Origin of the sequence: Halorussus sp. AFM4 (genome assembly GCF_051194995.1) — an archaeon.
In the GTDB taxonomy this organism is placed as follows: Archaea; Halobacteriota; Halobacteria; order Halobacteriales; family Haladaptataceae; genus Halorussus.
Genome location: NZ_JBNTJT010000002.1, coordinates 220,555 through 242,147, shown reverse-complemented (window position 1 = coordinate 242,147; position 21,593 = coordinate 220,555). Strand labels below are relative to the sequence as shown.

Sequence of the window (21,593 nt, the reverse complement as noted above, 5' to 3'; positions counted from 1 at the left end):
TTCCGGAAGACGTCAAGGCGGTCGGTCGAGTAGCCACGACCGATGGCCGAGTCGCGCGCCCTGCTCCGGCGGTACTACCTGTTCCGGGCGACGAACTCGTCGGGGTTCTACCTCCCCGTCGCCGTGCTCCTCCTCCGGGACAAGGGGTTCGGGCTCGACTTCGTCGGGCTCGCCTACGCCGTGTTCGCCTTCGGCATGCTGGTCACCGAGGTCCCCTCGGGGTACGTCGGCGACTGGCTCGGCCGGCGGCGCAGCCTGGTCGTCGGCGCCGTCCTCCGGACGACCGTCGTCCTCGCGTACCCCTTCGTCCAGTCGGGGTCGGTGTACCTGGCGCTCCACGTCGTCTGGGCCGCCGGGTGGGCGTTCCGGTCGGGCACCCAGGACGCCTGGCTGTACGAACTGCTCCAGGCCCGCTACGACGAGTCGGCGTACGCGACCATCGAGAGCCGCGGGAACGTGGCCGAACTCGTGACGTCCGCGGTCACCGCGATCCTCGGCGGACTGCTCTACAGCGTGGATCCCGCGTACCCGTTCCTGGCGAACGCGGGTCTCGCGGTCCTGGGCATCCCGCTGCTGTACACGTTCCCGACCGTCGAGCGCCTCTCCGACGAGGGGTCGACCGGTTCGGCGACGCGGACAGCAGCACCGGACGACGCGAAGTCGCCCAAATCGAGCGACGACCGCGCCGACGCCGACGACGTCCTGACGGTCGGCGAGGCGATCGAGATCCTCCGCCTCCAGGTCCGCCGGCCCGAGGTGCGGTGGGTCGTCGCCTACGCCGCGCTGTTCAACTCGCTGTTCGTCGTCACCCGCGTCTACGAGCAGCCCGCGCTGACCGCGGTCGGCGTCCCGGTCGTCGGGTTCGGGGTGCTGTACGCCGGGTTCAAGCTGGTCTCGGCCGGGGCGGCCTCGACGGTCGGCTGGCTCCACGACCGCGTCGGCACGCGGGGCGTGTTCGTCTCGCTGATCCCGCTGTACACGTTGGCCTACGCGGGCATCGCGGTCGCCCCGGTGCTCGTGGTGCCGGTGCTGTTCCTCAACCGCGGCCTCCACACGATCGTCCGGCCGGTCCGCAACCAGTACCTCAACGACCGGCTGGCGAACGTCGGGCGGGCGACGGTGCTGTCGGGCGCGTCGATGGCGCTGGCGCTGGTCGGCGGGGTCGCCCGCATCGTCGCGGGCTGGGGCGCGGAGCTGCTCGGCCCGGTCGGGTTCCTCCCCTGGGCGGGGGTCGGCCTGTCGCTCGCGGCCGGCGGGCTCTGGGTCCTGGTCTCCCCGGTCCGGCAGGAAGGGACGTCCGAGAGCGCCGATGTCGGCGAGGCGACCGGGGCGGCCCGGGTGGACTGACCGGCGCCGCGGCCCGGGTCGGCTGACCGCGGCCGCCCGTCGGCCTACTCCTCGTCGCGGTGGTCGTAGACCCGCTTGACCTTCCCGACCTCGGTCCGGTCGATGACGCCCGGTCCCACGACCTCGATCTCGTCGGGCTTGACCTCCAGGGTCTCCTCCAGCTCCTCGCGGATGCGCCGCTCCAGTTCGTCGTGGCCGCCCTCGTAGTCCTCGTGGTACTCGACGGTCAGCTCCATCGCGTCGAGGTTCCCCCGCCGGTAGAGGTCGATGCGGTAGTGGGGCGCGACGTCCGCGATGTCGACCATCACCTCCTCGATCTGGCTCGGGTAGACGTTGACCCCGCGGACGATGATGAGGTCGTCGGTCCGGCCGGTGACGTTGTCCATCCGGGCGACGGTCCGGCCGCACTCGCACTCCTCGTAGGTCAGCGCGGTCATGTCGCCGGTCCGGTACCGGAGCACCGGCAGCGCCTCCTTGGTGAGCGTGGTGAGGACGAGTTCGCCCTCCTCGCCCTCCTGGACGGGCTCGCCGGTCTGCGGGTCGACGACCTCCGGGAGGAAGTGGTCCTCCCAGACGTGGAGCCCCTCCTGGGCCTCCTCGCACTCGATGGAGACGCCCGGCCCGATGATCTCCGAGAGGCCGTAGACGTCGACCGCGGTCACGTCCAGCGCCGCCTCGATCTCCTCGCGCATGGGGTCCGTGAACGGCTCGGCCCCGATGACGACGGTGTCGAGCGGGAGCTCCCGGGGGTCGACGCCGCGCTCCTCGGCGGCCTCCGCGAGGTAGAGGCAGTAGGAGGGCGTGCAGGCCAGCACTTCGCTCTCCATGTCCCGGAGCATGTCGAGCTGGCGGGCGGTGTTGCCCCCGCCGGTCGGGATGACGCAGGCGCCCAGCTCCTCGACGCCGTCGTGGAAGCCCAGCCCGCCCGTGAACAGGCCGTAGCCGTAGGCGTTCTGGACGACCTGCCCGGGCCGGACCCCGGCGGCGTGCAGCGACCGGGCCATCACCTCGCGCCAGACGCCCAGGTCCCCGTCGGTGTAGCTCACGATCTTGGGCTTGCCGGTGGTGCCCGAGGAGGCGTGGATGCGCCGGACCTCGCCGTGGTCGACCGCGAACAGCCCGTCGGGGTACTCGTCCCGGAAGTCCTCCTTCGTGGTGAACGGGAGCTTCGAGACGTCCTCGACCGACCGGACGTCGTCTGGGGCGACGCCGGCCTCGTCGAGCGCCTCGCGGTAGAAGTCGACGTTATCGTAGGCGTACTGCACCGTCTCGGCCAGTCGCTCGTCCTGGAGCTCGCGGAGGTCGTCGCGGGAGGCCGTCTCGATGTCGCTGTAGGCCATGTCAGATAATACTTCGCAAGAAACGGTCAAAACTGTTTGGCCGCCGATCGGTCGGACGCGGCGGCTCGAACCGCGACCGGACCGGCTCGCCCGGCCGTCGATCGCGGAGGCCGACTCGGTCGGTCGAACGCCCTCAGTCGTCCTTCCGGGTGACGGTCGGCTCGCACGCGTGCGCGAGCGTGACGAGGTTGAACACAGCCGACCGGCGGGCGGCCCGCCCGATGCGGTCGAGCGTCTCGTCGTCGAGGCCCTCCCCGGACACCGCGATCTCGACTTCCAGGTCGCCGAACTGGTCGCGGACCGTCCCGTCCTCGCGCTCGACGTCGGCGAGGTCGAGCGCGACCGACGGGTCCCACGGGATCCGGACCGTCGTCTCCAGCCCGTCGACGTCGATGCCCTCGGCCATCAGCCGGAGCGACATCACGTGGTTGAGACAGCCGCTCAGGGCGGCCAGCGCCCCCTCGATGACCTCCGGGCGGTCGTCGGGGCCGACGAACCCCATCGCGGTCTCGACCTCTCTGTGGGCGCCCCACAGGAACGAGTAGTCGCGGGTCTCCCGGTCGATGCGCTCGCCGCCCAGCGAGTACGGTCCCACCTTCGAGAGGGTGTGGAACGTCCGGCCCTCCCAGTGGCCCGCCGCACCGAGCTCGAACTGCACGTCCTCCGGGTTCTCCCGGGCGTACTCGACGAACTCCCCGAACTTCTCGGCGTCGACGCCGTATCGAACCTTCCCATCCTCCGCTTTGGTTTCGGTTGCCATCTCTCTCACCGCATCCGGCAGTAGGTTCGGCGAAGCGTTATAGATTCCTGGTGAAAATCCGCGCAACTAACGGGCGGTCGGTGAGGTCGTGTCGGGAGTTTCACCCGGGACGGATCGTTGCACGAGGCGAAACAGCGCTCACGCTCTGAAAAGGAAGGGCGCCGGACGAGGACCGTCACTCCCCCTCGGGCTCGAACGGTCGGGCCTCGCGCCGGTAGGTCTCGTAGAGCGTCTCGGCCCTGGCGAGCGCGTCGGGGTCGTCGGTGTCGATGACGATCCGCAGCATCCCGGTGTCGCGGGCGTAGCCCGTGAGCGCCACCCGGTCGCCGAGGATGGTGAGCCCGCACGGGAGGTCGTCGTGCAGGAGTATCGCGAGGTTGCCGCTCTCGACGGCCTCGGCGGCGGCGGTCGGGTTCCAGTCGACCACGGCCTCGATGATCGGCGGCGGGTAGAGGATCTCGGTCTCCATCCCCTCGACGATGTTGCGGTGGAGCGTCCCGACGTTGGCCGACTTGAGCGTCGCGGTCCCGAACGCCCGCATCGACTCGGCGCCCTCGATGAGTTCGTCGAACCGCCGGACCGCGCGGTAGGGGTCCTCGGCGTCCCCGACGGTCACGACGGCGTCGGCGAACATGTCGAGCGTGAACCCCAGCGACTCCGCCGGGAGCAACTCCAGCACGTCCCGGAGTCTGCGTTCGGTCTCGACGCGGACGAGCAGGTCGGCGACCCCCTCCGCGATGAACCGGCCCTGCGTCGTCAGTTCGTACCGGTACCCCGAGCGAGTCACCCACTTGCGGGCCTCGAAGTCGCTCAGGACGCGCCCGAGCGTGGCCGACGACGCTCCCGTTGCGTCCTGGAGGTCGGTCCTGGTCCGGGGTTCGTCGGCCAGCGCGTCGAGCACGTCGATGCGGTGTTCGGAGCGCGCGAGGAACTCGACGTCCTCTATCGGCGAATTCATGCGAACAGTAGGCCCGCCGAGACGATAGGCTTCGCGCTCGGGGCGCCGACGCCGCCCGCCGGCGGCAGCTATTTCCTGCGAGGTCCCCACACTCGACCCATGCGCGACGCCTACCTCGTGGGCGCGGCCCAGACCGACTTCGGGTCGTTCCCCGACGAGAGCTACCGGTCGCTGTTCCGCACCGCGTTCGAGCGGGCCCGGGAGTCGGTGCCCGCGGGCCTCGACTCGGACGAGATCGACGAGGCGGTCGTCGGGACGCTCGGCGTCGGCGGCCGCCAGCTCGGCCTCCCGGGGCCGGCCGCCACCGAACACGTCGGCCTCCACGGCATCCCGACGACCCGGGTCGAGAACGCCTGCGCGGCCTCGGGCTACGCGGTCCGCCAGGCGGTCCAGGCGGTCCGCTCGGGGATGGCCGACGTGGTGCTCGCCGGCGGGGTCGAGATCATGACCGACATGTCCGGCGACGCCACCAAGTACTGGCTCGGCGTCTCGGGCGAGACCGAGTGGGAGCGGCTCTCGGGCACCACGTTCGCCGGCGTCTACGCCCAGATGGCCGACGCCCACATGGCCGAGTACGGGACGGACCGCGAGGCGCTGTCGCACGTCGCGGTGAAGAACCACCGGAACGGCGCGAAGAATCCCCACGCCCAGCTGGGCTTCGAGTGCTCGCTTTCGGACGCCGAGAACGCCCCGACCGTGGCCGACCCCCTCACGCTCTACCACTGCTGTCCGACCACCGACGGCGCCGCGGCCGCCATCGTCGCCGGCGAGGACGTCGTCGAGGAGTACACCGACGACCCCATCCGCATCGCCGGCGTCGGCGCCGCGAGCGACGCGGTGGGGCTGTTCCAGCGCGACAGCTACACCGGCATCGAGGCCTCGCGGCGCGCGGCCGAGACCGCCTACCAGCGGGCCGGCGTCGGGCCCGGGGACCTCGACTTCGCGGAGGTCCACGACTGCTTCGCCATCGCCGAGATCCTGGCCTACGAGGACCTGGGGTTCTGCGAGCCCGGCGAGGGCGGCGACCTCGCCGCGTCGGGCCGGACCGCGCTCGACGGCGACCTGCCGGTCAACACCTCCGGCGGCCTCAAGTCGAAGGGCCACCCCATCGGCGCGACCGGGGCCGGCCAGGTCGCGGAGGCGTTCAAGCAGCTCTCGGGCGAGGCGGGCGACCGCCAGGTCGAGGGCGCGACCCGCGGGCTGACCCACAACGTCGGCGGGAGCGGCGGCGCAGCGGTGGTCCACGTGTTCGAGAGGGAGCGGGAGGTGAACGCATGAGCGATCGACCGCAACCTCGAATCGAGACGGTCGGCGCCTACGCACCGCGATTCCGGGTCTCCGCCGAGGCGTTCGAGGAGGCGTGGGGCCAGTTCCACGCCGCCGGGGTGAACGAGAAGGCGGTCCCGGACGCCGACGAGGACGCGGTGACGATGGCCTACGAGGCCGCCGTGCGGGCGCTCGACGCCGCCGAGCGCGAGGGCGATGAGGTCGCCTTCCTGGCGTTCGCCTCGACCACGCCGCCGCTGGCCGAGGAGGACCTGACCGCCCGGCTCGGCGGGATGCTGTCGGTCCCCGCGGACGCGACCCGCCACGCCTTCACCGGGAGCACCCGTGCCGGGACCCGGGCGCTCGACGCCGCGCTGTCGGCCGGGCCGTGGGGTGATGCAGTCGGTCTCGTCGTCGCGGCGGACTGCCCCCGGGCCGACCCGGACAGCGACGAGGACCACGCCGCCGGGGCGGGCGCGGCGGCGTTCGTCCTCTCGGAATCCGGCGGTCCCGGCGGCGGTGCGGTGGTCCGCAAGCGCGCAGAGTACGCCGCAGAGTATCCGGGCACGCGCTTCCGGCGGACCGGCGAGGAGACCGTCGAGGGCCTCGGCGCGACGGGCTACGAGCGACAGGCGTTCACCGAGACGCTGGCCGGTGCAGTCGACCAGTTGGACCTCGACGGGTCGGAAATCGACGCCGCCGCGGTCCAGTCGCCCGACGGCAAACTCCCCTACCGCGCGACGGGCGCACTCGGCGTCGACGCCGAGACCGTCCAGCGCGGCGCGACGGTCCACGACCTGGGCGACACCGGCGCGGCGAGCGTCCCGCTGGGCCTGGCGACTGCTCTCGCGGACGGCGAGAACCGGATCCTGGCGGCGTCGTTCGGTGGCGGCGCGGGCGCCGACGCGCTGCTGGTCGAGTCCGCCGGCAGCGAGGGGGTCCCGGCGTCGCTCGCGCTCGACGACGGCGAGTCGGTGAGCTACGCCGAGTACCTCCGCAAGCGCGGGGAGCTCACCTCCGGGCCGCCGGAGGGCGGCGGGGCGTACGTCAGCGTCCCGTCGTGGCGCCGGACGCTCGACCAGCGCCACCGCCTGCTCGCGGGCCGGTGTCCCGACTGCGGCGGTCTGAACTTCCCGCCGGAGGGCGCGTGCAACGACTGCAAGTCGCTGGTCGACGAGTACGAGGAGGTGACGCTGACCGGCGAGGGCACGGTGGAGGCGGCCACGGTCATCTCGCAGGGCGGCGCGCCCCCGGAGTTCGCCGAGCAGCAGGCCCAGTCCGGCGACTTCGCGGTCGCGGTGGTCGCTCTGGAGGGGCCTCGCGAGGCGCGAAGCGCCTCGGAAGGGTCGAGCGGGGAGGAGCGAAGCGACGGCCCGCGGGACGACGGCGGTGAGGCCAGCGTCCCGGCGCAGGTCGTGGCCGCGGACCCCGAAGAAGTGGCCATCGGCGACCGCGTCGAGACGACGATGCGCCGGATCTACACGCAGGAGGGCGTGACGCGGTACGGATTCAAGGTGCGGCCACTCGAGTAGCACCTTTCCGTCTAGTGCACGCTGGCGCGACCCTGTGTCGCGCCCTCTCCGTGCGAGGTCTGTGCGAGCGAAGCGAAGTGACGGTGGACGACTGGGCGCCTCGGAGAGGCGCGAAGGAGTCGGCTGGGGTGGCGTGTGGTTTGCGGTACCGGTGCTGTCGGGCGGGGGCTTTCGAGGCGATCACGGTCGGTACTGTACCGTACACTGACAGACTCACTGCCTTTTCGGGGACGACAGTACCATGTCGGATCAGGTTCCCACTGACGCGAAACCGGACGAATTCGAGTCACACGTGGGAGAGATAAACGCTTAACCGGGTTCCCGACGCCATTCGACCCGATTATGAACGTAGCCGTACTCGGAGCCGGCACGATGGGCCACGGCATCGCGCAGGTGTCGGCGATGGCCGGCCACGACGTCACGATCCGCGACATCGAGCAGGAGCTCGTCGAGGACGGTATCGCGTCCATCGAGGACAACCTCCGGGGCGGCGTCGACCGCGACAAGGTCACCGACGAGGAGATGGCCGCGACGCTCGACCGCATCGCGGGCACGACCGACCTCGCCGATGCCGTCTCGAACGCCGACCTCGTGGTCGAGGCCGTCCCCGAGGACGTCGACCTCAAGAAGCAGACCTTCGAGGAGGTGGAGGCCGCGGCGCCCGGCGACGCGGTCATCGCGTCGAACACATCCTCGCTGCCCGTGACCGAGATCGTCTCGGCGCTCGACGACCCCGGTCGGGGCATCGGCCTGCACTTCTTCAACCCGGTCCACATCATGGAGCTCGTCGAGGTGGTCGTCGGCGAGCAGACCGACGAGGGGACCGTCGAGTTCGCCACCGACTTCGTCGCGGACGTCGGCAAGACCGCCGTCGAGGTGCGGGACACCGCGGGGTTCGCCTCCTCGCGGCTCGGCGTGGCGCTGGGCGTCGAGGCGATGCGGATGGTCGAGGAGGGCGTCGCGAGCCCCCGGGACATCGACCGGTCGATGGAGCTGGGGTACAACCACCCGATGGGCCCCATCGAACTCGGCGACGTGGTGGGGCTGGACGTCCGGCTCGACATCCTCGAACACCTCCGGGAGGAGCTGGGCGAGCGGTTCCGCCCGCCCCAGGTCCTCCGCCGGAAGGTCCGGGCCGGCAAGCTCGGCAAGAAGACCGGCGAGGGGTTCTACGTCTGGGAGGACGGCGAGATAGCGGGCGTGTCTGGCGACTGGGGTGACGAGGAATGACGGGCGAAGGCGGGAACGACGGACCCGACGCAGGAGACGCCCCGGACGCCGAGGGGCCCGCCCCTGGCAGCCCCGAACAGGTCGCGGCCGAGTGCGAGACGGTCGACGTCGCGGTCGGCGACCGCGTCGACCACGTCGCCACGGTCACCCTCTCGCGGCCCGACGCCCGGAACGCGCTGAACGCCCAGTTGCGCGCCGAGCTGAAGGACGTCCTCGTCGCCATCGAGGCCAGCGACGTCCGGGTGGTCGTGCTCACGGGCTCCGCGGAGTCGGGCGCGTTCGTCGCGGGCGCCGACGTGACCGAGCTCCGGGAGCGCGGCCCGCTCGAACAGCGCGAGGCCAGCGCCCGTCCCCGGGTCTACGAGTACGTCGACGACCTCGAACAGCCGGTCATCGCGGCGGTCAACGGCCACGCGCTCGGCGGCGGCTGCGAGCTCGCCCAGGCCTGCGACGTCCGGATCGCCCGCGAGGGCGCCAGACTCGGCCAGCCCGAGATCAACCTGGGCATCATGCCCGGCGGCGGGGGCACCCAGCGGCTCCCCCGGCTCGTCGGCGAGGGGCAGGCGATGAAGCTGATCCTCTCCGGCGAGCTCGTCGGCGCCGAGGAGGCCCGCGACATCGGCCTCGTCGACGAGGTCCACCCGGAGGGCGAGTTCGAGGACCGGGTCTACGACCTGGCGGAGTCGATGGCGGAGAAGAGCCCGCTCGCCCTGGCGTTCGCGAAGAAGGCCGTGAAGACCGCCAGCAGGACCGACCTCGACCGGGGCATCGAGTACGAGGCCGAGCTGTTCGCCCACCTGTTCGCGTCGGCGGACAAGGACGAGGGCATCGACGCGTTCCTCGAGGACCGCGACCCCGAGTGGCGCGGCGAGTAGCTACCCGAGCCTCGGTCCCTCGGCCCCCTCTCGGAACGCCCGGAACGTCGACTCGCCCCAGTCGACGGCCTCCCGCGCGTCGTTCAACAGCACGCCCCGGAGCTCGCCGCTCTCGTCGTAGACGATGAGGACGAGCCCCTCCTCCTCGGAGGCGACGAACCCGAACGGCAGCGTCTCGTCGGTCTGGTGGATTGTGAGCCTGCCGGTGTCGAGCGCCTCGCCGAGGCGGTCGGCGTGGTCCTCGCGCATGTACTCCACGACCGGCGCCTCGAGCACCAGATCGGCGGTCAGCCCGCCCGAAACGATGGCCTCGTGGAAGACGTCCACGTACTGGGCGAGCACTACCGGCGACGCCCCGACCACCCGGTCGGCGCTCCTGACGAGGTCCTCGATGTACTCGACGGGCCTGGTGGGCGCGTGTCGCTCGGCGAGCACGGTCTCGGCGCCCAGCACCGGGTCGACCGTCACCGGCGCGTCGGCCGGCAGCACAGACAGCAGTCCGGCGCAGTCGTGGATGCCGGCCGCGTGGGTCTCGAACGTCCGGTACTCGTCGGCGAGCAGCCGGCCCACGAGCGTGAGCCGGACGCCCCCGTCGGTCTCGGCCACGAGCCCCTGCTCCTCCAGCTCGCGCACCGCCTTGTACACCGTCGAGCGCGAGACGTCCAGTTCGTCGCGCAGGTCGCGCTTGGCGGTCGGGCCGTCGGCCAGCCTGTCCAGGAACGGTCTGCGCTTGACGACGGTCGATATCACGTCGCGAAAGTCAGCGTCGTTGGCCCCGGTCATATCAGTTCTCGATGGGATGCTCCCTCCTTTTACGACGCGCGTGACCTATTCGTTTCGGTGCCTTTCACGGCTCTCGGTGATGATTCGACCTCCGAGCGTCGCTCTTCGAATCCGCAGGCGTTTCGAGCTCCGAAACGTGTCCGACGATCGTACACGCGGTTCAGGCGCCGAATCGGGTCCGGTCGATTACAGTCAAATGGTACCAAGGCTAGCATCCCCATGCGCGCGGCCGGAGGTGACCCCCATGATAGGAAACCGAGACGACTCGGAGCCCGGACGACCGGCGCCAGCGTCCGCGGACCGCGAACTGACGCCCCAGACGGTGTGGGACCTGCTCGCCGACTCGCTCAGGCGCCGGACGCTCCGGGCGCTCCGTGCGGTCGACGCCGACCAGAGTCGAGTGACGCTCGCCGACCTCGCCGAGCGGGTCGCCGACGACCGGCCCGCCGACGCCGTGGCGGTCCAGTTGCACCACCACCATCTGCCCAAGCTGGCGTCGTACGGGCTCGTGACCTACGACGCCGACGCGAACGAGGTCGTCGCGGGGACCGTCCCCGAGTGGGTCGAGCCGTACCTCGAAGTCTGACCCGCGGCTGGACGGCCCGGGTCCGACCGCGTCGACTCACCGCATGAGCTCGCCGCCGTTGACGTTCAGCGTCTCGCCGGTCACGAACCCGGCGTCCCTGAGGTACGCCGCGGCCGCGGCGATCTCCTCCGGCCGCCCGAACCGTTCCAGCGGAATCTCGGCCAGTTCCTCGCGCTTCTCCGCCTCGGACCGATCGGCGGTCATGTCGGTCTCGACGTGGCCCGGCGCGACCGCGTTGACCCTGATCTCCGGCGCGAAGTCGCCGGCGTGGCTCTTCGTCAGCCCGAGGACGCCGGCCTTCGAGGCGGCGTAGTGGCACTCGACCGGCGCGCCGGTGTGGGCCAGGATCGAGGAGACGTTGGTGACCGACGGCGTGGGCGCGGGGTCGCCGTCCCGGTCGGCCGCCGCCCGGAGGTGCGGGAGGGCGGCCCTGGTCACGTTGAACGCGCCGTTGACGTTGGTGTCCATCACCCGGTCGAAGTCCGCGGGCGAGAGCTCCTCGGTGTACACGTGCTGGTCGACCCCGGCGTTGTTGACGACGTGGTCGACCCCGCCGAAGGCCTCGACCGTCGCGTCCACGAGGTCTGCCGCGGCCCCGGGGTCGCCGACGTCGGCCCGGACCGCGACCGCCTCGCTGTCGGTCTGTTCCTCGATCCGGTCGGCGACCGTCCGGGCCTTCTGGGCGCTCGATACGTAGTTGACCGCGACGTCGTAGCCGTCTCGCGCGAACCGCCGCGCGATCGCTCGACCGATGCCCCGGGACGAGCCGGTGACGAGTGCTGCGGGCATACGCCAACGCCCGGCCCCCGCGACCTTGTCGTTTATGTCGGCCGGGCGTGAGGGCCCACCCATGAGCGACGCCGGAGCGGACCGCGAGCCCGGAGCGAACGCCGAGGTCTGTGCGGACGGCGACGCCGGGGGGTCGGCCGACGACCCGCCGGCCGACCCGGAGATCGAGGACCTGCTCGACGAACTCGAGACCCTGGAGGAGACCGTCGACGACCCCGACGAGCGCGAGCAGGTCCGCGAGACGATGCGGATGGCCCGCCGGGTCTCGACGCCGGGCGCGTTCGGCCGGGTCATCCGGGGGTTCGACCGCCACGACGCCGCGGAGGCGCTGGTCGGCAGCGTTGTGGTCGGGGTGCCGATGCTGGTCGAGGGCGGCACCCTGGAGGTCGGGGAGTTCATCGCGGCCAACCCGTGGGCCTTCGGGGTGACGCTGGTGGGCACGGTGGGGCTGGTGATCGGCGTGCTCTACGTCGCCGAGATCCAGCAGGTCGAGATCCACCGGCCGCTGTTCGGCGTCGTCCCCCGCCGGCTCGCGGGGGTGCTCACGATCTCGTTCGCCACCGCGTTCGTCATGATGACCGCCTGGGGCCGGGTGTCGTGGACCGACCCGTGGCTCGCGCTCTGCCAGATCGTGGTGGCGTTCGCGCCGATGGCGCTCGGTGGCGCGCTCGGCGACATCCTGCCGGGGTCGTGAGCCGCGGCGGCGCCTCGCGAGCCGCCCGTTGAGGCGCCGACTGCGCCCGTCCGGCGGGCCGACACAAAGTATATTAAGCCAGTGCGGGTAATGGTACCTGTTCGCACGCCAGTTCTGGTGATTCCTATGATAGAATGTCCACACTGCGGTTCGGACCTGAATCGGCGGACCAACTCTCGGCAGCGCCGGAGCGGCGACCCGCTCGGCGGTAAATCCACCGGTTCGGAGCTCGTCTCCTGTCCGGACTGCGACGAGGTCATCGACGGGTTCACCGCCCACTGACGTCCCCGACCGCCACTTTCTTCGCGACCGCCGCGTGCGAGCGACTGGCCGACCTCACAGCGCCGCCAGCGCCTCGCGGGCGTTCTCGACCGCGGCCTCCTTCTTCGCGGGGTAGGCCTCGACCTTCGCCCGGAAGGTGATGCCCTCGCCCAGCGCGGCCTCGCCGCGGTAGGCCGCCTGCTTGTCGAGCCGGAGGAACAGCGAGCAGTTCTCGTCGACCCGCTGGTCGAGCTCGTCGAGCAGGTCGTCGGCGTCGGGGAGCTCGGCGACCTTCGAGAGGACGTGGCGCATCTCGTCGGCGTTCTCGACCCGGGCCGACAGCACGAGGATGCGGTCGCCGTGGTGGCCCTCGCTCTGGGCGCGCTCGATCTCGAACTCCTCGGGGAGGTAGGTCCGGAGCGCCTGCTCGACGCGCTTGTCGTCCTCGGTGGCGTAGCAGAACGCCCGCAGATCGATGTAGTGGAACGGGACTTCGGCCATGGAGAGGGGTAGGAGGCCCGGACGGAAAAAGGCGTTTCGTTCGGTTCAGCGGGTCTCGGACGGCTTTCGGTTCGCGTTCCTTCTGGTTCTGTGGCCTTCTCGTTGTCCGACCCTCGAAGACGGCGATGTCACTCTCCGGCGGTCACGTACGAAATAGTAAAACGACCTCTCGCCCGGGCCTACTCCTCGTCCTCGACCGCTTCCAGCGAGTCCTCGGGGATGCCGGTCTCCTGGCCCTCCTCGAAGCTGACGGTGTAGGTGCTGTCGCCGAACATCGTCTCCATCACCTGGGTGATCTGTCCCTCCTCGCCGTCGTACTCGCTGTGCTCGTCGTGCAGGATGACGCGGTCGTCTTCCTCGAAGCTCATGGGGTCGACTAACCTCGCGGCCGATAAAAGCGACCCGGTTCGGCGCGGCGCCGCCTCACTCGCGCGCGGTCGTCGTCCCGCCGGTGCCGGTCGCAGTCGTCCCGGAGACGGTGGTGCCGGCGGCGACGTCGACGCCCGTAACCCGGCCGACGAACGCCGCCAGGTCGACGACCACGCGCTTCGCGACGTGGTTGCGCTCCAGGTACTCCGCGTTGCCCGGTCTGCCGGTGCCCGGCATGAAGAGGTGGTTGAGCCGCTCGTACCGCCGGAAGGCGACGTTCGACTCCTCGGCGAGGGCGTCCCGCCACAGCGGCAGGTCGTCCTCGACGGTGACCTGGTAGTCACGGTCGCCGAACAGGAGCAACAGCGGCGCCTCGACGCGCCGCGCGGTGGCCAGGTGGTCGTACTCCGCGAGGGTGCGCCAGTACTCGTCGCCGCCGAGGTACACCACCTCGTCGTCCGGGAAGTCGAGCGACCGTATCTTGTCGACGATCTGGCGCGCCTGTCGGAGCTGGTCCTTCTCGGCCGCGGTGACGTTTCCGTCGCGGTTCACCAGGTACTCGTTCTGGTCGAGGATCGCCTGCCCCGCCGACCGGGCGAGCGGCGCGAGCATGACGACGCCCGCGAGATCGCCGTCGCGTGCGGCGATGCGCGGGGCCAGCGTCCCGCCGATGCTGTGGCCGGCGACGACCACGTCCTCGTCGGCGACCAGGTCGGTCTCGCGGAGCCGCTCGACCGCCGCGAGCGCGTCGTTCGTCACCGCCTCGTCGATGGTGATCTCGGCGAAGTCGACGTCGCAGGCCGCGGTGCGCTTCTCGTAGCGGAGCACGGCGACGCCCCGGGAGGCCAGCCCCCAGGCGAGGTCCTTGTACGGCTTGTTCGGACCGACGGTCCCGTCCCGGTCGCTCGGCCCCTGGCCGTGGACCAGCACGACGCCGGGCGCCCGCTCGGCCCCCGTCGGCAGCGTCAGGGTCCCGCCCAGCGTGCAGGAGTCGGTCGCTCGCAGCGTTATCTCGCGCTCGGTGAACGACGACCGGTCGGCGTACGCCGGCGGCGACCAGTTCCCGGTCGGCGGGCGGAGCCGGAACCCGGCGACGCCCTCGGAGCCGAACGCGACGATCACCTCGACCCGTCCGCGCGCGAACTCGGCGATTCCGGTCACCACCTGCAGGTCGCCCTGCGCGGACACCTCCAGTCCGGTCAGCCTGCGGAACGCGCCGTTCTGGTCCTCCACACCGGTCCAGACCTGCTCCAGCTGGGCGGCGGTGATCTGCTCGGCGGCGGAGGGGGCGAACCGCTCGTGGGCGGCCCCGTACGAGCCGTCGGCGATGAGGCCGACGAACTCCCTCGCCCGTCGCTTCAGCTCCGCGGAGTCCAGAGGGGCGGCGGTCGTCGTGGATTCGGTCGCGGCGGTCGTCCGCGACGATTCGGTCGTGCGGTCGGTCGTCGCGTCTGCCGTGGTGTCGCCGGCGCCCTGGCAGCCGGCGAGCAGCGCGGCCAGGCCGGTTCCGGCGGCGGTCAGGACGGTTCGTCGGTCGTGGTCTGTCATGGATGGGTCGTGGCGTGTCTGTCGTGCGGGTCGGTTCGTCGCGGAACGCGCGCTCGCCCGTCGTCGGAGCGACGACGCGGTCCACCTCGGGCGGCCTCCGGCGGCGCGCCGTTCCTGTTAGCCGGACATCGTAAAGTCAGCTTTACTGTAAAGCCTACTTTACAATCCTACATAAAACCACCGTCCCGGACCCGGCGCCGAGAGACGCGCCATCGACCGCTCCCGGAACCGGTCGAGCGACCGGTGGCTGACGTCGGCCGCGACGCCGATTCCGGTCCCCCTCGACGGACGTGACCGCAGGCCGGCGTCGGGATCCGGCCGGCCGACCGAAGGCTTATTCTTGCGCCCGTCGAAACGCTCGGATTATGACTCGACGTCCCTCGGTCGCCGCTCGCAAGCCCCGCCCGCTCCGACCAGCGCCCCGGTCGCCGTCGCCGAGATGACCACCATCGACGACCTCTGGTACCTGGCCACGCGGGCCGAGCAGCGGGCCGAGCAGGCCCACCACCGCCTGACCGAGACGTACGACGAGTTCCTCCAGCGGAATCACGCCCGGCGGGTCTCCCGGCCGCGGTTCCGGACGCTGGCCGAGCGCATCGCCGAGTTCGGCGCGCCCTACGGCGCCCACTCGGTCGTCTACCGGCCGTCGGGCGAACTGCTGCTCGTCCGCCACGCCGGCGTCGGCATGTGGGTCGTCCCCGGCGGCGAACCCGACCCCGGCGAGTCGTTCCGGGAAGGCCGCCGAGCGCGAGCTCGCCGAGGAGGCCGGCGTCGAGGCGACCTACGACGGACTGGCGATGAACGTCCGGGTGGAGGTCCGGTGCGACGACTACTCGACGTGGGGCGTCCTCCCGCTGTTCGAGGCCCGGGTCGAGGGCGACCCGACCCCCGCGCCCGACGACCCGGACGGCGAGATCACCGACGCGCGGTGGTTCGACGAACTGCCCGAGGACACCCGCGACCGCGAGGACCTGCTGGCGTGGCGGGAGTTCGCGCTGGGGTGAGAGCGCCACCGATCTGGACGTCACGCGGCGGGCGGCGTCCGAACACGTTCGGCGAGCTGCCGCGACGACACTCCGGACGTCGCTGTCGGGGCTATCGGCCATCGACTGCAAGCCGGCCCGCCAGTGACGGGCTACTTAAAAGACGGTGATATGGAACCGGGTCGCGAGTCGCCGTGTCAGAATCAACCCTGGGGCTCACACCCGACCCGCCCTAACCGGATTGTACATGGAGCCTCTGGAAGAACCGCCCACCCACGCGACCGACCGACTCCTGGAGATACTCGCAGACGAGCACTGCCGGCGCGTGCTCCACTACTTCCGACAGCAGTCGACCGACGTCGGGACGCTCGATGACCTCACGGCCTTCGTCTTCGCCCGGTGCGACGACGGCGGCGAGACGATCAGAGTCCGCCTGCACCACGTGACCCTGCCGCGGCTGGCGGGGGCCGACCTGCTGGAGTACGACGCCCGGAGTCACGCGATCCGGTACCGGGGCGGCAGTCCGGCGGTCGACGCGTGGCTGAACCACGTCGTCGAACGGGGGGCGGACGTCCGTGTCCCGAAATAACGGGGGCGGGACCGGCGACGTCGGTCGGGTCGACGAGGCGGACGTCGCGGCGGCGCTGGCCCGCAGGCACCTGCCGATGCTGGCCGAGATCGGGTTCATCGAGTGGGACCCGGAGACCGAGACGGTTCGCCGGGGGCCGAACTTCGAGGAGTTCGGGGCGCTGCTCGCGGAGGCGGACGGCTCCGTGGACGTACCCTCGATACCGCCCGACTTCGAGGGCGACACGGACCGAAGATAGTAGAGCAGACCACCGCGAGCGGGTCGTCTCCCACCTTCGCGGGACGCTCGTGACCGGGAATCGGGCGGAGAAGGACTCCCGCGTCAGGGCGTCGCTCCCCGTTCTCACCGTCGAGGACCGATAGCCGCCTCCCGCAGCCGGGGTGCCCGCCGGCGACCGTCGCCAGGCGAGGAGTACCGCTGGGGCGGTCCCGGGAACCGAGGCCGGCGCGGGCGCCCCGCCTCAGCCGTGGGAGACGCCGTCGCGCGACTCGGCCTGCTTGCGGCGGAGCGCGGCCCGCGCGTTGCTGGCGTCGTAGCCGAAGAACACGTTCTCGCCGTACTCGTCGGCGACCTCCGCGGCGTGGATCAGGTTGTCCACGTCGACGTCGACCGCGTAGAGCTCGACGCTGAAGGGGACGTCGAGCGCGTCCGCGAACCCGGAGGCGATGGTCTCCAGCCAGTACGTGGTGGTGTAGGCCATGTCGTACAGCGGCACGACGAACTCGTCGACGTGCTCGGAGAGCGCGTCGAGGTCCAGGCCCGCCCGCTCGTAGAGGTGGCCGGGATACGGGTCGGGGTAGAGCGTGAGGTAGGTCCGGCCCGGAATCCGGTCGGCGGCCTCGGCCACGAACCCGGTGACGACATCGGCGCGCCACGCCATGCGGTCGTCGAACTCGCTCTCCTCGAACAGCCGGGTGCACCGGTCGCAGTGGCAGTACTCCGCGCGCGGGAACCCCACGTCGTCGAGCCGCACGTCGGGGGTGACCTCGGCGCAGTCCGAGACGATCTCGAGGACGCCCTCGCGGTAGTCCTCGCGGGTCGGGCAGACGTACGCCCAGTCGAAGTAGGGCCGGTCGCGGGTCGCCCGCTCGCCCGCGTCGCTGACCGGTGCGAGGTCGGGGTTCGCCTCGACGGCGGCGTTGTCGCCGAAGCACGACACCATGTTCACCGCGTCGGCGACCGGCTCGGCCGACCGACCGGTCACGTCCTTGACCTCGTAGAACCCCGCGTCGAACTCCGGCCAGTCGAGTTCCTCCTCGTTGCGCGTGACGACGCCGAACATACCGGGGGTTGGCGGGCGTCGGGGGTAAGTCGTTCGCTCTCGGACGGTCGGCCCGGCCGGCGCCGCGCCGGCGGCTCGCTACCGGGCGACCGTCGGCCGGCTACCCGCGGTTGCAGCCCTTCGGCAGGCTGGCGTTGGTCGCGGCCGACCGCTGGACGTCGCCGACCGACCAGTTCGTCGCCTCCCCCTTGATGACCAGCGCCTCGCCGACCGTGCCGTTCCTGACGACGACGTCGGGCTTGTCCTCGTCGGTCAGCGGGTCGAACCGCGAGGCGTCGGCCGCGCGCCGGCCGAGCGAGGCGTTCCCGCAGAGGAACGCGGCGTCCACGGCCATTCGGTCGATGACCACGCCCGAGACGGTCTGGTTCTTCGTCCAGTGGCGGTCGATGGTCCGGTTGTTGACGTTCGGGTCGATGAACGAGCCGCCGGGGATGTCGAGCACCGACTTGTTGCGCACGACCAGGGTCTCGGCGGTCACGTTCTTGAACCGCGCGCGCTCGAGGAAGAACCGACCCACCGTCACGTTCGTCAGGGTGACGTTCGTCCGCCTCCCCTCGGGCGTGGTGGCGTTGCGGATCACGACCCGGTCGACCGTGGCGTTCACCACGGTGGCGTTGCGGAGCAGCCACGTCTTGATGGTCACGTTGTCTAGCGACACCTTGTACTGGAGGCGGGCGGCCGCCGCCTCCCGACCCGCCGGGTCGCCCGTCTCGTTCGCGGCCCGCTGCTCCGAGGGGTCCGCGGCGCTGTCCGTGGATGAGTCGGCGACCGAGTCGCTCGCGCCGTCACCGCCGACCGGCCCGACGCCCACCGCTGGCCCGACGCCGGCCAGCAGGACCAGCGCCGCCAGGGCGACCGCGGGGAGTGGTCGTGGAGTCATGCTCCGGGCTACTCCGACGCGATGGATAAACGAAAACGACCGTTTCCGACCGTTTCCTCACGTAACGGGACGTTTACCGGCGGGTAGCGTCGACTTATCGACCGCGAGATCGGGAAGCCGCCCAGCGCCGCTACTCGACCGCGATGTGGGCCGCGAGGTCCTCGCGGACGATGGTCTCGCAGTACTCGCACCGGACCCCGTCGTCGAGCACCTCGAACTCGGTGTCGACGGGCTCGTCGGCGTTGGTGATGCAGTTGTGGTTCGGACACGACAGGACCCCGACCACGCGGTCCGGGCGTTCGAGGTACTGCTTCTCGGCGACCTCGTAGTCCCGGATGATGTTGATGGTGGCCTCGGGCGCGATGAGCGAGAGCACGTCCACCTCGTCCTGGCTCAGCTCGCGGTCCTCGACCTTCACGATGTCCTTGTGGCCCATCCGGTCGCTCGGGACGTTCATCCCGACGCTGACGGTCTCGCCCGACGCGCCGTCGATGCCGAGGATGGCCAGCACGTTGAGCGCCTGGCCGGCGCGGATGTGGTCGATGACGGTACCCCTCGGGATCTTGCTCACGCGGAGCTGGTGGTCGCTCATTCGTCTCCCTCCAGCAGCTGGTCGAGCAGCGCCATCCGGACCGGGACGCCGTTGTGGGCCTGCTCGAAGTAGGCGGCGTACTCTGTGTCGTCGACCTCGGGCGCGATCTCGTCGACCCGGGGCAGCGGGTGCATCACGGTGAGGTCGTCTTTGGCGTCCTCGAGCGTCTCGAGGTCGATGCCGTACTCGCCGGCGATCTCCTGGTACTCGTTCTCGTCGGGGAACCGCTCGCGCTGGATGCGGGTGACGTACAGCACGTCGAGCGCGGGCAGAATCTCGCCGAGCTCGGTGTGCTCGCGGACGTTCGCCCCGGCCTCGTGGAGGTCGTAGCGAACGCTGCGGGGCAGCCTGAGGCTCTCGGGGCTGACGAAGTGCTGGCTGGCGTCGAAGTTGGTCAGCGCGTGGGCCAGCGAGTGGACCGTCCGGCCGTACTTCAGGTCGCCCATGATGCCGATGGTGAGGTCGTCGAGGCCGGCGTTCTCTCGAATGGTGTAGAGGTCCAGCAGCGTCTGGGTCGGGTGGTGGCCCGCGCCGTCGCCGCCGTTCAGCAGCGGCACGTCCACGAACTCGCTGACCATCTTGGCCGCGCCCTGGCTCGGGTGGCGCAGCACCAGCGCGTCGGCGTAGCCCGCGACGACCCGGGCGGTGTCGGCGAGGCTCTCGCCCTTCTTGACCGACGAGGACTCGACGGTGCCCATGTCGACCGCGTCGCCGCCGAGGCGCTTGATGGCGGTCTCGAAGCTCATCTTGGTCCGGGTGCTCGGCTCGAAGAAGCAGAGCCCCAGCACGGCGTCGGGGTGGCGGTCGCCGAACGCGGCCGGGTCGGCGTCGAACTCGGCCGCGCGGTCGAGGACCGACTCCACGTCCTCCCGGGAGAGCTGTTTCGCGGTTATGAGGTGGTCGCGCCGCATTGGTAGTGTATGGGTGGTGGGTGCGCCTTGAATCTCTCGGAGTGGGGCGGCGCCAGCGAGCCCGAATCCAACGCGGAGGCGCGGCCCGCACTCGCCGCGGGGTACTCGCGACCCCACTCGCCGCTGGATTCATCCGGTTCCAGCCCAACGTGGTTGTGATGAGTTCCTCACCGCCCGGTCCGAAGGGCGAACCGCTGTTCGGCAGCAGCCGCCGGTACGCCCGCGACCCGTTCCGGTTCCTGTCGGCGTGCGAGCAGGCGTACGGGGACGTGGTCCGGTTCGACCTCGGGCCGCTCGACACCTACCTCCTGACCGACCCCGCCGACGTCGAGCGGGTGCTGGTCTCGGAGGCCGACCGGTTCCGGAAGCCGGAGTTCCAGGACGACGCGCTCGGGGAACTGCTCGGGAAGGGCCTGCTGCTCAGCGAGGGCCAGACCTGGCGCAAGCAGCGGGACCTCGCCCGGCCGGCGTTCCGGCCGGGCCGGCTGACCGGGTTCGCCGAGGACATCGTCGCCCACAACGACGACCTGCTGGCCACCTGGTCGGACGGCGCGGAGGTCGACGTCGAACTCGACATGACCGAGGTGACGCTGGCGGTCATCGTCGACCTGATGCTCGGCACCGACCTGGACGACCGCCGTGTCCGGACCATCCGCGAGGCGCTGGAGCCGCTGGGCGCCCGGTTCGAGCCCGACCCCGTCCGGTTCGCCGCGCCCCAGTGGCTCCCGATGCCCGGCGACGCGAAGTACCGAAACGCGGTCGAGACGATGGAGGGCGTCATCGACGACATCGTCGCGGAGCGGCGGGGCACCCACGGCGACCCCGCCACCGACGAGGGGCCGGACGACCTGCTGTCGATCCTGCTGCGCGCCCAGGACCGCAGCGAGCAGTCCGACCGCCAGATCCGCGACGAGGTGATGACGATGCTGCTGGCCGGCCACGACACCACCGCGCTCACGCTGACCTACACCTGGTACCTGCTGTCCCGGCACCCCGAGATCGAGCGCCGGGTCCACGAGGAGGTCGACGCGGTGCTCGGCGACGACCCGCCGACGATGGCGGACGTCCGCGAACTGGACCTCGTCGAGCGAGTCGTCGACGAGGCGATGCGGCTGTACCCGCCGGTGTACACGATGTTCCGCGAGCCGAAGGGCCCCGTAGAGCTCGGCGGCTACCAGATACCGGACGACGCCGCCGTCATGCTCTCGCAGTGGGCGCTCCACCGCTCGGCGCGGTACTGGGACGCCCCCGACGAGTTCGACCCCGACCGGTGGACCCGCGACGCCGACCGGCCGCGGTTCGCGTACTTCCCGTTCGGCGGCGGGCCGCGCCACTGCATCGGCAAGCACCTCGCCAAGCTGGAGGCGAAGCTCATCCTCGCCAGGACCGCACAGCGGTACCGCCTCGAGTACGCCCGGAAGCGCGACCCGGAGCTCCGACCGACGCTGACGATGCACCCCAAGGACGGGATGCCGATGCGGGTCCGCGAGCGGTGAGCGGTCGGCGACCTTGCTCGA

The 21,593-nt window shown here is 71.1% G+C and carries 23 protein-coding genes and 1 pseudogene; 12 read left to right on the top strand and 12 right to left on the bottom strand.

The window, feature by feature from the left end:
- Positions 1–42 precede the first annotated feature (42 nt).
- Positions 43–1,347 (top strand): MFS transporter, encoded by a 1,305-nt coding sequence (locus ACQUQF_RS09480; protein WP_435178109.1) that lies wholly within the window; start codon positions 43–45, stop codon positions 1,345–1,347.
- A 44-nt stretch (positions 1,348–1,391) separates the two neighbouring features.
- On the opposite strand, the gene paaK is transcribed toward ACQUQF_RS09480, so the two are convergent.
- The 3 genes from paaK to ACQUQF_RS09465 form a co-directional block, all read right to left on the bottom strand.
- A complete protein-coding gene (gene paaK, locus ACQUQF_RS09475; protein ID WP_435178107.1) occupies positions 1,392–2,687 on the bottom strand; it encodes a phenylacetate--CoA ligase PaaK in 1,296 nt (431 codons plus the stop codon).
- Positions 2,688–2,820: 133 nt separating this feature from the next.
- Positions 2,821–3,447: an OsmC family protein gene (locus tag ACQUQF_RS09470; RefSeq protein ID WP_435178105.1), complete on the bottom strand. Its 627-nt coding sequence runs from the start codon at positions 3,445–3,447 to the stop codon at positions 2,821–2,823.
- Positions 3,448–3,622: 175 nt separating this feature from the next.
- Complete coding sequence (locus tag ACQUQF_RS09465; protein ID WP_435178103.1) at positions 3,623–4,405, bottom strand: helix-turn-helix transcriptional regulator; 783 nt, start codon at positions 4,403–4,405, stop codon at positions 3,623–3,625.
- Positions 4,406–4,504: 99 nt separating this feature from the next.
- On the opposite strand from ACQUQF_RS09465, the gene ACQUQF_RS09460 reads away from it, so the two are divergent.
- The 4 genes from ACQUQF_RS09460 (at position 4,505) to ACQUQF_RS09445 (ending at position 9,308) form a co-directional block, all read left to right on the top strand.
- Positions 4,505–5,683, top strand: a complete 1,179-nt coding sequence (locus ACQUQF_RS09460) for a thiolase domain-containing protein (RefSeq protein ID WP_435178101.1) — start codon at positions 4,505–4,507, stop codon at positions 5,681–5,683.
- Positions 5,680–7,203 carry an OB-fold domain-containing protein gene (locus tag ACQUQF_RS09455; protein ID WP_435178099.1) on the top strand — a complete coding sequence of 508 codons (1,524 nt, stop codon included), beginning with the start codon at positions 5,680–5,682 and terminating at the stop codon, positions 7,201–7,203. The genes ACQUQF_RS09460 and ACQUQF_RS09455 overlap by 4 nt, the downstream gene beginning before the upstream one ends.
- Before the next feature lie 342 nt (positions 7,204–7,545).
- Positions 7,546–8,433: a 3-hydroxyacyl-CoA dehydrogenase family protein gene (locus ACQUQF_RS09450; protein ID WP_435178097.1), complete on the top strand. Its 888-nt coding sequence runs from the start codon at positions 7,546–7,548 to the stop codon at positions 8,431–8,433.
- The gene (locus ACQUQF_RS09445) at positions 8,430–9,308 is read left to right on the top strand and encodes an enoyl-CoA hydratase/isomerase family protein (protein WP_435178095.1); all 879 of its coding nucleotides are present in this window, start codon (positions 8,430–8,432) and stop codon (positions 9,306–9,308) included. Before ACQUQF_RS09450 ends, ACQUQF_RS09445 begins: the two co-directional genes overlap by 4 nt.
- Here the strand turns inward: ACQUQF_RS09445 and ACQUQF_RS09440 are convergent, their stop codons facing one another.
- Complete coding sequence (locus ACQUQF_RS09440; RefSeq protein ID WP_435178093.1) at positions 9,309–10,091, bottom strand: helix-turn-helix transcriptional regulator; 783 nt, start codon at positions 10,089–10,091, stop codon at positions 9,309–9,311.
- Between the two features lie 244 nt (positions 10,092–10,335).
- On the opposite strand from ACQUQF_RS09440, the gene ACQUQF_RS09435 reads away from it, so the two are divergent.
- The gene (locus ACQUQF_RS09435) at positions 10,336–10,677 is read left to right on the top strand and encodes a DUF7344 domain-containing protein (protein WP_435178092.1); all 342 of its coding nucleotides are present in this window, start codon (positions 10,336–10,338) and stop codon (positions 10,675–10,677) included.
- 36 nt (positions 10,678–10,713) lie between these two features.
- On the opposite strand, the gene ACQUQF_RS09430 is transcribed toward ACQUQF_RS09435, so the two are convergent.
- Positions 10,714–11,466 carry a 3-oxoacyl-ACP reductase family protein gene (locus tag ACQUQF_RS09430; RefSeq protein WP_435178090.1) on the bottom strand — a complete coding sequence of 251 codons (753 nt, stop codon included), beginning with the start codon at positions 11,464–11,466 and terminating at the stop codon, positions 10,714–10,716.
- Positions 11,467–11,527: 61 nt separating this feature from the next.
- On the opposite strand from ACQUQF_RS09430, the gene ACQUQF_RS09425 reads away from it, so the two are divergent.
- Together ACQUQF_RS09425 and ACQUQF_RS09420 are read left to right on the top strand one after the other, a co-directional pair.
- A complete protein-coding gene (locus tag ACQUQF_RS09425) occupies positions 11,528–12,160 on the top strand; it encodes a DUF2391 domain-containing protein (protein ID WP_435178088.1) in 633 nt (210 codons plus the stop codon).
- Between the two features lie 126 nt (positions 12,161–12,286).
- Complete coding sequence (locus tag ACQUQF_RS09420) at positions 12,287–12,442, top strand: hypothetical protein (protein WP_435178086.1); 156 nt, start codon at positions 12,287–12,289, stop codon at positions 12,440–12,442.
- A gap of 54 nt (positions 12,443–12,496) precedes the next feature.
- On the opposite strand, the gene ACQUQF_RS09415 is transcribed toward ACQUQF_RS09420, so the two are convergent.
- The 3 genes from ACQUQF_RS09415 to ACQUQF_RS09405 form a co-directional block, all read right to left on the bottom strand.
- Positions 12,497–12,922, bottom strand: coding sequence for an RNA-binding protein (locus ACQUQF_RS09415; protein ID WP_435178084.1), 426 nt, complete (start codon positions 12,920–12,922; stop codon positions 12,497–12,499).
- Between the two features lie 179 nt (positions 12,923–13,101).
- A complete protein-coding gene (locus ACQUQF_RS09410; RefSeq protein ID WP_435178082.1) occupies positions 13,102–13,290 on the bottom strand; it encodes a DUF1918 domain-containing protein in 189 nt (62 codons plus the stop codon).
- 55 nt (positions 13,291–13,345) lie between these two features.
- Complete coding sequence (locus tag ACQUQF_RS09405; RefSeq protein ID WP_435178080.1) at positions 13,346–14,839, bottom strand: alpha/beta hydrolase; 1,494 nt, start codon at positions 14,837–14,839, stop codon at positions 13,346–13,348.
- Between the two features lie 439 nt (positions 14,840–15,278).
- Here ACQUQF_RS09405 and ACQUQF_RS09400 point away from each other — a divergent pair.
- From ACQUQF_RS09400 to ACQUQF_RS09390, 3 genes and pseudogenes are all read left to right on the top strand, one after another.
- A pseudogene (locus ACQUQF_RS09400) lies at positions 15,279–15,843 on the top strand (NUDIX hydrolase).
- 226 nt (positions 15,844–16,069) lie between these two features.
- The gene (locus tag ACQUQF_RS09395) at positions 16,070–16,411 is read left to right on the top strand and encodes a DUF7344 domain-containing protein (protein WP_435178078.1); all 342 of its coding nucleotides are present in this window, start codon (positions 16,070–16,072) and stop codon (positions 16,409–16,411) included.
- Positions 16,398–16,649 (top strand): hypothetical protein, encoded by a 252-nt coding sequence (locus ACQUQF_RS09390; protein WP_435178076.1) that lies wholly within the window; start codon positions 16,398–16,400, stop codon positions 16,647–16,649. The genes ACQUQF_RS09395 and ACQUQF_RS09390 overlap by 14 nt, the downstream gene beginning before the upstream one ends.
- Before the next feature lie 222 nt (positions 16,650–16,871).
- On the opposite strand, the gene ACQUQF_RS09385 is transcribed toward ACQUQF_RS09390, so the two are convergent.
- The 4 genes from ACQUQF_RS09385 to pyrB form a co-directional block, all read right to left on the bottom strand.
- Positions 16,872–17,693, bottom strand: coding sequence for a hypothetical protein (locus ACQUQF_RS09385; protein ID WP_435178074.1), 822 nt, complete (start codon positions 17,691–17,693; stop codon positions 16,872–16,874).
- Between the two features lie 100 nt (positions 17,694–17,793).
- Positions 17,794–18,573 (bottom strand): hypothetical protein, encoded by a 780-nt coding sequence (locus tag ACQUQF_RS09380; RefSeq protein ID WP_435178072.1) that lies wholly within the window; start codon positions 18,571–18,573, stop codon positions 17,794–17,796.
- A 130-nt stretch (positions 18,574–18,703) separates the two neighbouring features.
- The gene (pyrI, locus tag ACQUQF_RS09375) at positions 18,704–19,165 is read right to left on the bottom strand and encodes an aspartate carbamoyltransferase regulatory subunit (RefSeq protein WP_435178070.1); all 462 of its coding nucleotides are present in this window, start codon (positions 19,163–19,165) and stop codon (positions 18,704–18,706) included.
- Positions 19,162–20,076, bottom strand: coding sequence for an aspartate carbamoyltransferase (pyrB, locus tag ACQUQF_RS09370; RefSeq protein WP_435178068.1), 915 nt, complete (start codon positions 20,074–20,076; stop codon positions 19,162–19,164). The genes pyrI and pyrB overlap by 4 nt, the downstream gene beginning before the upstream one ends.
- 158 nt (positions 20,077–20,234) lie before the next feature.
- Here pyrB and ACQUQF_RS09365 point away from each other — a divergent pair, with 158 nt between their 5' ends.
- A complete protein-coding gene (locus tag ACQUQF_RS09365) occupies positions 20,235–21,572 on the top strand; it encodes a cytochrome P450 (RefSeq protein WP_435178066.1) in 1,338 nt (445 codons plus the stop codon).
- Positions 21,573–21,593: the final 21 nt, after the last annotated feature.